Annotated in this window: 6 protein-coding genes; 4 read left to right on the forward strand and 2 right to left on the reverse strand. The window is 72.0% G+C overall.

The annotated features are described in order from the left end of the window. Positions 1-57 precede the first annotated feature (57 nt). On the reverse strand, positions 58-3,630 hold the full coding sequence (locus ACFV61_RS07870; protein WP_063349034.1) for a CDP-glycerol glycerophosphotransferase family protein: 3,573 nt from the start codon (positions 3,628-3,630) through the stop codon (positions 58-60). Between the two features lie 134 nt (positions 3,631-3,764). Here ACFV61_RS07870 and ACFV61_RS07875 point away from each other — a divergent pair, with 134 nt between their 5' ends. Then, on the forward strand, positions 3,765-4,763 hold the full coding sequence (locus tag ACFV61_RS07875) for a glycosyltransferase family 2 protein (protein WP_380490635.1): 999 nt from the start codon (positions 3,765-3,767) through the stop codon (positions 4,761-4,763). 54 nt (positions 4,764-4,817) lie between these two features. Next, positions 4,818-5,765, forward strand: a complete 948-nt coding sequence (locus ACFV61_RS07880) for a YihY/virulence factor BrkB family protein (RefSeq protein WP_380338945.1) — start codon at positions 4,818-4,820, stop codon at positions 5,763-5,765. Between the two features lie 22 nt (positions 5,766-5,787). Here ACFV61_RS07880 and ACFV61_RS07885 read toward each other — a convergent pair whose 3' ends face one another. Then, positions 5,788-6,999, reverse strand: a complete 1,212-nt coding sequence (locus ACFV61_RS07885) for a D-alanyl-D-alanine carboxypeptidase family protein (RefSeq protein ID WP_380490637.1) — start codon at positions 6,997-6,999, stop codon at positions 5,788-5,790. Between the two features lie 142 nt (positions 7,000-7,141). On the opposite strand from ACFV61_RS07885, the gene ACFV61_RS07890 reads away from it, so the two are divergent. After that, a complete protein-coding gene (locus ACFV61_RS07890) occupies positions 7,142-7,399 on the forward strand; it encodes an SCO4848 family membrane protein (RefSeq protein WP_380490639.1) in 258 nt (85 codons plus the stop codon). Between the two features lie 91 nt (positions 7,400-7,490). After that, positions 7,491-9,104, forward strand: a complete 1,614-nt coding sequence (locus ACFV61_RS07895; RefSeq protein ID WP_380490641.1) for a hypothetical protein — start codon at positions 7,491-7,493, stop codon at positions 9,102-9,104. Positions 9,105-9,202 lie beyond the last annotated feature (98 nt).

A 9,202-nucleotide genomic window follows, 5' to 3' on the forward strand; every position in this document is an offset into this window, starting at 1 on the left:
TCGGTGGGGCTCTCGGGGTGCTGCGGGCCACCCCGTGTTACTCGGTGCTGCTCGGCACTACTCCGCGCGGAGCATCGCGTCGACCACCCGGGCGGAGGCCTTGCCGTCGTCCAGGTCGCAGTACGCCGTGCGGAACGCGGCGGCCTTGTCGGCGTACTCGGCCGCGACCTCGCCGACCCGGCCGAGCGCGTCGACCAGTTCCTCGGAGGTGGCCAGCAGCGGGCCGGGCGCCTCCGCCTCGAAGTTCAGGCTGAAGCCGCGCAGGTTGTCGCGGTAGTGCTCCAGGTCGTAGGTGAAGAACAGGATCGGCTTGCCGGTCGCGGCGAAGTCGAACACGCTGGCGGAGTAGTCGGTGATCAGCACGTCGGCGATCAGCAGCAGCTCCGCCATGTCGGGGTAGCTGCCGACGTCCCAGATGTAGCCGTTGCCAGCGCCCGGGATCTGACCGCACATCATGCTGTGCCGGCGCACCAGCAGCACCTGGTCGTCGCCGAGCGCGGCCTTGGCCGCCGCCAGGTCGAGCCGCAGGTCCAGCTGGTACCCGCCGTTCGGCCGGCGCCGGTCCTCGCGCCAGGTCGGCGCGTAGAGCACGACCTTCTTGCCCTCGGGCAGGCCGAGCCTTTCGCGCACCTGTTCGGCGGTCTTCTCCCGGTCGGCCGCGAAGAGCAGGTCGTTCTTCGGCGAACCGCTTTCGAGAATCTCGCCCTTGTAATCGAACGCGCGTCGCAGGATCGGGGCCGACCAGCTGTTGCCGGCCGCCAGCAGACTCCAGCTCGGAACCTCCCGGGCGAGGCCCTTCAGGTAGTTCGCGTCCGTGAACCAGACCTTCTCGAAATCGAGGCCGATCTGCTTCAGCGGGCTGCCGTGCCAGGTCTGCAGGACCACCTGGCCGGGGCGGCGGACGAAGAAGTCGGGCAGGTGGGTGCTGGTGACGATGTACTTGGCGGTGGCCAGCGCCTCGAACCACTCCGGGCTCCACAGCCGGATCGCGCTCGCCGACTGCGGCAGATCGGCCTGGAGGTCGTCACTGCCCCACAGGTGCTCCAGCGGCAGGCCGCGGCGGACCAGCTCCTCGTGGACCGCCCGCGGCGAGTCGGCGTACAGGCCGCCGAGGCCGACGTTGTACAGCACGGTGTCGCGCACCGGGTGCCGGCGGGCGTTCGGGTAGTCGACGAACCGCAGCTGGCGCAGCCGGTAGCCGCTGCGCTCCTCCGGCAGCAGCGCCGAGTGCGACTCCAGGGAGAGGCCGTCGTGGTGGCGGCGCTCCAGCACGATGCGCTTGCCCCGGGACTCCACCTCCAGCGGCATCGCGCCGAAGCAGTCCGGCGAGATCAGCGCGTACGAGCTCGGAAGCTCCTCGGCCACGGCGCCGACCGGGCGGAAGAAGACGTTCCAGGTGCCCTGGGCGAGCGGCACCCGGCCGGCGAAGGAGGCCGTCGGCACGGCGGGCAGCGCGGTCCGGAACCGTCCGTCCGCGATCTCCACCGGGTAGACGTGCTCCTCCTCGCGCCAGTCGTGCCGGACCACCAGCTCCCAGCGGTGCGCGCCGGACAGCGGGAACGAACCGCTGAGCAGGAAGCCGTCCGCGCCGCGGGCGGAGACCTCGTCCACCACCGGCTGCAGCAGCTGGTCGGAGAACTGCAGGTACCCGCTGGGGGAGGGCTTGGAGTAGAGCGCCCGGCGCTGGTCGACCGGGGCGTCCGGGTTGAGCGGCAGGTGCAGCTGCGCCGGGGCGTTGCGGTCGTCCCAGGTCACCGGGACGGTGCTGCCGTCGGCCAGGACCAGCGCGGTGTCCCAGCGGTCACGGGCGCGCTCGGCGGCCACCGGGTCCAGCTCGGCCCAGGCCTCGCGGAGGGCGGTCAGCTCGGCCACCGGGAAGGACACGCTGAACGGCTGCAGGCTGCCGACCGGCGCGCCCAGCTCCAGCGGGAAGGCCAGCTCGCGGTCGGACTCGACGTGGGTGAGCCGCAGCCGGGCCCCGGCGAAGCTGGAGCCGGAGCGGGCCGCGCCCGACACCTCGACCCGGCCGCCGTGCGAGGCCAGGCCGGTCACCCGGGCCTTGACCGTCTCCACCCGCAGGTAGACGGAGCCGTCCCGGACCCACGGCACGATCCGCACGTCCGGCTCGACCCAGTGCGCCGGGATGTACTGCGCGGTGTCGCTCCAGCCGGCCCAGACCCGGCCCTTGTAGACGCCGCCCTTGCCCGCGCCGGCCACCAGGACGCGCCAGTTGCCGTCCTTCCACTGGCCGCGGTGCTTGAGCTTCTTCGGGTCGACGCCGACGGTGAAGCCGGCCCAGTCGCAGCTGTACAGGTCGTGGTGGCAGCTGGCGGTGGCCTCGGGGCTGTACTGGGTCTTCATCGGCACCGCGATCACCCGGCGGCCCTTGGCCTCGCGCAGCACCAGGGTGCGGACCATGTCGTGCTTGCCGGCCGCGCCCAGCTGCTCCGGGTACGCGTGCCCGGTCAGCTGCAGTCGCCCGCCGACCCAGGCCGTCTCGTACAGCCGGCTGCGCATGACCAGCGAGTTGTCCAGCTTGAGCACGCCGGACGGCACGCTCTTGCGCCCGCCGCGCAGGAACGGGTAGTCGGCGTACGGGCGCAGCAGACCGCGGGCCTGGACACCGCCGTTGCTCTCGCCCTCGTACTTGATCTGCTCGACGAACTCGTCGATCCGGCCCTGGAGGGTCAGGTGGTACTTGAGCCGCAGCGGCGCCCGCAGCTTGCGGACCTGCTCGGGGCCGATCGCCCGCAGCAGCCGGCTGACGTTCTTGATGTAGGCGTCCCGGTACTCCTTGTCGCCGTCCACGACGGACCAGAAGAACATCGGGATCTCCTCGACGAGGGTGTTCTCGTCGTAGGAGCGCAGGTACTGGGCGAAGCGCGGATCGGTCTGCTTGCGCAGCCAGCCGCGGACCAGCTCGACCGAGGTGACGCGGTCGATCAGGCCCTTGGGGTTGGTGCGCATCTGGGTGATCGACATCTCGCCGACCTCGCGCTCGCGCCAGTGGTAGATCGGCTCGCAGAGCACGTCCACGCTCTTGGCGAGGTAGTGGTGCGGCACGCTGACCGGCGCGTCCTCGTACAGGATGCCCTCGGGGTAGAGGATGCCGGCCGCGTCGAAGAAGGAGCGGCGGTACACCTTGTTCCACGCGGTGCGGTCGGTGACCAGCGCCGGGACCTCGGTGATGTGCGTCTTGAGCTTGGTCTCCCTGAACGGCCGCGAGTGGCCGCCGGACTGGTAGTAGCCCACCGCGCGGAACCGCAGCACGTTGCCGGTGGCGAAGTCCGAGCCGGTCTCGTCCAGGGTGTTGATCATCAACTCGTACGCGCTCGGCGGCATCGAGTCGTCACTGTCGACGAAGCACAGGAACTCGGCGTCCGGGTCGATGTGCCGGATGCCGGTGTTGCGGGCCGCGCCGAGGCCCTTGTTCACCTGGCGGACCAGGCGGAACCGCGAGTCCTTGGCCGCGTACGCCTCGGCGAGGGCCGCGCTGTCGTCCTTCGAACCGTCGTCGACCATGACGCACTCGAAGTCCGTGAAGGTCTGGGCGGCGATCGAGTCGAGGCATTCGACCAGGTAACGCTCGACGTTGTAGATCGGAACGACGATGGAGAGGCGGGGAGCCATCGGCTACGCAGGCCTTTCTCGGGAAGGAGCGTGGCAGCCCGTTGAGGGCCTGACCGCACTTTGGATCGGTGCGTACGTGCGCACCGATCCTACCTCCGGGCCATGGGGCCCTTCGGGGCCACTACGCTGGGCCCGTGCCCCGCTTCAGCGTGATCGTCCCCGTGTACCAGGTTCAGGACTACCTCGCCGAGTGTCTCGACTCGGTGCTCGGCCAGGGCGGCCCCGACCTCGAACTGATCGCGGTGGACGACCGCTCCCCGGACGGCTGCGGCCCGATGCTCGACGAGGCCGCCGCCGCCGACCCGCGGATCCGGGTGCTGCACCTGCCCGAGAACGTCGGCCTCGGCCGGGCCCGCAACGCCGGCCTGGAGGTCGCCACCGGGGACTACGTGATCTTCCTCGACAGCGACGACACACTCACCCCCCAGCTGCTCAAGAGCGTCGACGACCGGCTCGCCGCCACCGGCGACCCGGACGTCCTGGTCTACGACTACGCCCGCACCTACGCCGACGGCCGGATCACCCGGGCCGCCTCCGCCCACGTGTTCGGCGCCGCCTCCCCGGACGTCTTCGACCTCGCCGCCCGCCCCGACCTGCTCGACCTGCTCCAGGTGGTCTGGAACAAGGCCTACCGCCGCGACTTCGTCACCGCCCAGCAGCTGGTCTTCCCGGCCGGCTACTACGAGGACACCCCCTGGACGTACCCGGCGCTGCTCGCCGCCGCCCGGATCACCCTGCTCGACGAGGTCGGCGTGCACTACCGCCAGCGCCAGGAGGGCGGCAACATCCTGGCCACCGCCAGCCGCAAGCACTTCGACGTCTTCGCCCAGTACGACCTGGTCTTCGCCTTCCTGGACCGCCGCCCCGACCTCGACCACTGGCGCCCGGTCGTCTACGGCCGGATGCTGCACCACCTCAACACCGTCGTCTCCAAGCCCGGCCGGATCCCGCCCGGCGACCGCCGCGAGTACTTCCGCCGCGCCGCCGCCCACTGCGCCCGGCTCCGGCCGGCCGGCTACCGCCCGCCGCCCGGCGTGGACGGCGTGCGCACCGAACTGCTCAGCCACGGCCGCTACGGCGCCTACCAGGCCGTCCGCGCCCTCGCCCGGGCCCGTCGCCTGGTGAAACGCTAGAGACTGCGCCGAGCCTGACGGCCATTCGGAGGACGGACCGGTATAACCGGTCGGGTGGACTTCCTGACCCGCCTCCCGGTCATCGGCCCGCTCGTCACGTGGGTGCTGCGCAGCCGCCCGTACCGGGTGTACGAGTACTTCTCCGCGGCCCGGGGCAACCGGCTGGCCGGCGCGGTCACCTTCTTCGGCTTCCTCGCCCTGTTCCCGCTGCTCACGGTGGGCCTGGCGATCGCCGTCTCGACGCTCAGCAGCAGCCAGGTGGCGGACCTGCAGAAGCACATCTCCGACCAGCTGCCGGGCATCTCGCAGGCGCTCAACCTGCCGTCCCTGGTGGCCAACGCGGGCGCCGTCGGACTGGTCAGCGGGGCGCTGCTGCTGGTCTCCGGCCTCGGCTGGGTGGACACCATGCGCACCTCGATCCGGGACGTCTGGCAGTTGCCCGACGACGACACCAACGTGGTGCTGCGCAAGGCCTGGGACTGCGCGGTGCTGGGCGGCCTCGGCGTGGTGTCGCTGATCTCGGTGGGCGCCTCCACCGCCGGGACGACGCTGGCCGGGCGGATCGCCGACTGGACCGGCCTGCGCAGCGGCTACCTGCTGACCGGGGTCGGCGTGCTCATTGCCATAGCGTGCGACACGCTGCTCTTCGCCTACCTGCTGGCGCCGTTCCCCGGGATCGGCGGCCAGCGCCGGCGCGACGTGCTGCAGGGCGCGCTGATCGGCGCGGTCGGCTTCGAGCTGCTGAAGGTCCTGCTCGCCTCCTACCTCGGCTCCGTCGCCGGGAAGAGCCTGTACGGCGCCTTCGGCGTGCCGGTGGCGCTGCTGCTGTGGATCAACTTCGTCTCCCGGCTGCTGATGTACTGCGTGGCCTGGACGGCGATGGCCGATCCGGTGGCCGCCCGGGAGCGCACCCGGGAGCACGCCCGGGCGCTGCTGGCGGCGGCCGACGAGGCGCAGGCGGCCGCGGATACGACGGCGGCCCGGCCCCGGGAGGAACCCTGAGGCCGGGCCGTCCGTCCGGCCGTCACCAGCTGGCCGCTCCGCGGCGGCCGCGCCGCAGGACCAGCACCCCGTAGCCGGCCGCGGCCGTCACCAGCACGACGGCCAGCCAGCCGCCGAGGCCGAGCCCGTCGTCCTCGGCGGCGGCGGGGGTGGCAGTGGGGGTGGTGCCGGGCCGGGTGGCGGGGGTGGAGTCCGGCGGGGGCGCGCCGGCGGTGCCGCCGGCCTGGCCGCTCGGCTCGCCGTCCGGCGGGAGTTCGTCGACCAGCTTGCCGACCGGCTGCACCTTTCCGGCCGCCGCGAAGCCCCAGTCCAGCAGGGCCGCGGTCTCGTCGTAGACCTTCTGGTAGCTGTCCGGGTGCATCACGGTCACCAGCAGGGTGCGGCCGTTGCGTTCGGCGGCGCCGACGAAGGTCGAGCCGGCGTTGGTGGTGAAACCGTTCTTCACGCCGATCAGGCCGGGGTACTTGCCCAGCAGGCGGTCCGTGTTGGCGATCCCGAAACTGCCGCGCTGGCCGGTGTTCTTGTCCACCGCGCCCGGGAACATCGCCTGCCGGGTGGCGCAGTACATCCGGAAGTCGGGGTTGCGCAGGCCGGCCCGGGCGAACAGCGACAGGTCGTAGGCCGAGGAGAGCTGCCCGTCCATGTCGTAGCCGTCCGGGGAGATCACCCGGGTGTCCCGGGCCTGGAGGGCGTCGGCGCGGGACTGCATCTCGACGACGGTCTGCTCGACGCCGCCGTTCATGTGCGCCAGGACGTGCACGGCGTCGTTGCCCGAGCTCAGGAACACCCCGCGCCACAGGTCCTCGACCCGGTATTCCAGGTTCTCCTTGATGCCGACCAGGCTGCTGCCCTCACCGAGCCCGAGGATCTCCTCGTCGGCGACCTTGTGCACCGTGCTGCGGTCGAACTTGGGCAGCACGGTGTCGGCGAAGAGGATCTTCAGGGTGCTGGCCGGGGCGAGCCGCAGATGCGGGTTGCTGGCCGCCAGCACGTCGCCCGACGTGGCGTCGGAGACTATCCAGGACTCGCCGGTGAGGTCCCTCGGCAGGGCCGGGGCTCCGGCCAGCGGGGAGACCTGGACGCCGGAGCGCCCGAGCCGCTCGCCGCCGACCACGGAAGCGGCCGGGGGCGGCTCCTGGGGGGCGGCGACCGCCCCCGGGGCGGCTAACAGGGCCGGGAGGACCGCGGCGGTCGTGACGAACAGATGCGCGAATTTCTGACGACGTGTGGACACGCGCAGACCGTACCCACTTCGGGGCATCCGCTGTGCGCCACACCGGGCCGGTCCTCCGTACGAGGGGCCCGCCCTACGCCGATCGGCGGTCCGCGCATACTGGGGGACGCACCCCGCCTCCCCACCCCCGACGAGGACCGCCATGAAGCTCAGCCGCCGCACCTCCTGGTTCCTGACCGCCTTCGGCGTCTGGTCGATCATCATCTGGACCACCTTCGTCAAGAACCTCTGGAAGGACTCCGGCGGCCAGGCCTTCACCAACGGCGACCACTCCCAGCCCACCGCCTTCTTCTGGATCCACCTCCTCCTCGCCGTCACCTCCTTCCTCCTCGGCGTCGCCGTCGGCGCCATCGGCCTGCGCGGCCTCCGCGCCACCCGCCGCACCCCGGCCACCGACTGAATCTCCGTTGCCGCTGTCGGTCCCCACTGGAAAGATCCTCACCGCTCGTACACGTAACGAGATCTCTCGATCAAAGGGGTGGGGTACCTCCATGACACTTCGGCATGCCCGCAGACTCGGCGGGGTGACGGCGGCCGCGATCGCGGCCGGCCTGCTCACCGCGCCCGGCGCCTTCGCCGCCGACACCGCGCCGGCCGTCCTCGGCACCAGCCAGGGCAACGAGTACCGCGCCGACGCCTGCGACTCGACCACCGCCCCGAGCTGGGTCGGACGGACCACGAACGGCCCGACGCTCAACGCCAAGGTCACCGGCACCGGTGCCCGGTTCGGCGTCTGGGACGAGACCACGGGCGCCCAGGACCCGGTCTTCACCGGAACGGCCCAGGCGTACGGCCAGCAGGCCAAGGTCGCCGTCCCCGGTCTGGTGGACGGGCACGGCTACGCATGGCACGCCTGGGCCGTGCAGGACCAGCAGACCTCCGCCCCGTCGGCGGACTGCCACTTCCGCGTGGACACCACGAGCCCGACCGCCACGGTCTCCTCGCCCGACTTCCCGGCGAGCGGCACCGCCACCAAGTACGCGGGCCAGAAGGGGACCTTCGTCCTCACGACCGCCGACCCGGCCCCGGCCGGCGGGCAGGCCTCCGGCGTCGCCTGCGTCCGGTACGGCTTCAGCAACCTCGGTGTCGGCGGCTGCGACTCGTCCGATGCCGTCAAGCCGGGCGCCGACGGCACGGTGACGGTAGACCTCAAGGTCCGGGACTGGGGGACCAACATCCTCAACGTCCAGGTGACGGACAAGGCGGGCAACGTCGGCGGGGCGTCCTACACCTTCTACGCCCCGTCGAACCCGAACCCGCCGAAGACCCTCGGCGACGTCGACGGGGACGGCACCGCGGACATCCTGCTGCCCGACGCGCAGGGCAACCTGCAGTACCTCAGCGTGAACGCGCCCGACACGACGCCGAATGCGGTGATCACGGGCGCCCACGCGCCGTACGACGGCAACTGGGCGCCGTTCCAGGTGGCCCACCTGGGCTGGTCGAACCAGCACGCGCCGTCCTCGGACGACCTCTTCGTCCACAAGCCGGGCGACGGCTACCTCTACCAGTACCGGAACTTCGACTACGGCTCCTTCTCCCAGACCTGGACGGGTGCCGGGCGTTCGACCCGCTGCGTGGACGGCACCGGGGCAGCCGCGGCGTGCCCCGCCGACTACGCCTCCGACTGGTCGAAGGCGGACCAGCTCGTCGCGTTCGGTCCGGCGACCGGCGGCTTCGCCCCGTCGCTGGTGACCCTTGAGGGAGGCAACCTCTGGCTGCATGCCGGCGGCAACTTCAGCTTCGGCACCCAGAAGGTCCGCAAGCTCACCACCACCGGCGACTGGGCCGGCTACGACCTGATCGCCCCCGGCCCGGACGCCGCCGGCAACCTGGCCCTGTGGGCGCGCGACCGGGCGACCGGTGACCTGCACGCCTACCCGGTCCCGAAGAAGGCCGACGGCACCTTCGACTTCTCCGCGCTCGCGGACCCGAAGGCGAACGTGGTCGCCACCGGCTTCACCACCGCCGCCTACCCGACCCTCGGCAGCTCGGGCGACGGTGACGGGGACGGCACGCCGGACCTGTGGGCCGTGACCGCCGACCGGCACCTGGTGACCTTCAGCGGCTGGTCCGCCCCGAAGGACCTCGGCGCGCTGCGCTGAGCCCATGGCCTAAGGGCCCCCCCCCCGCGCACCAGCGACACCCGCTCGCGGGGCGCGCGGGTGCGGCGCTAACTCTAACGGGCGCGCCCCCGCCCCCC

This window comes from Kitasatospora sp. NPDC059817, from assembly GCF_042731835.1.
In the GTDB taxonomy this organism is placed as follows: domain Bacteria; phylum Actinomycetota; class Actinomycetes; order Streptomycetales; family Streptomycetaceae; genus Kitasatospora.

Excerpts from the sequence above, each read along its gene's own strand:
- ACFV61_RS07890 (WP_380490639.1), top strand. The coding sequence starts at position 7,142 with ATGAAGCTCAGCCGCCGCACCTCCTGGTTCCTGACCGCCTTCGGCGTC.
- ACFV61_RS07870 (WP_063349034.1), bottom strand. The coding sequence starts at position 3,630 with ATGGCTCCCCGCCTCTCCATCGTCGTTCCGATCTACAACGTCGAGCGT.
- ACFV61_RS07895 (WP_380490641.1), top strand. The coding sequence starts at position 7,491 with ATGACACTTCGGCATGCCCGCAGACTCGGCGGGGTGACGGCGGCCGCG.